The 276-nt window shown below is 30.8% G+C and carries 1 pseudogene; it reads left to right on the top strand.

Going from position 1 to position 276, the window contains the following annotated elements:
* Positions 1 to 267: pseudogene (locus AYC60_RS08885) on the top strand (MFS transporter); the annotation flags it as partial.
* Positions 268 to 276 lie beyond the last annotated feature (9 nt).

Raw genomic sequence — 276 nt, 5'->3', positions numbered from 1 at the left:
GTATTATTCTGGTCTTGTGTTAGTATAATAAGAGCTTATATAATTGCTTATGCTATATGTATCGTTGTAATAGGAGGACTAGGATTAGATATTGCTTTTGCAACCCAAATTACAGCAGACTGTGTTTTAATAAGTGTTATACTAGGACTTCCACTATTTTTGTTAAGTGTTTTATTAGAGAGAAAGAGAATTTTTATTCTACTTGGTATGATGTTTATGATGATAGCTTCAATCCTAGTTTACTTTAAACCAGGAGATACGACATAAGGTATGTCA

The sequence above is a fragment of the Streptobacillus felis genome (assembly GCF_001559775.1).
GTDB classification, from domain to species: domain Bacteria; phylum Fusobacteriota; class Fusobacteriia; order Fusobacteriales; family Leptotrichiaceae; genus Streptobacillus; species Streptobacillus felis.
Note: the sequence above shows the minus strand (reverse complement) of the source record. Positions and strands in the feature narration are given on the sequence as shown.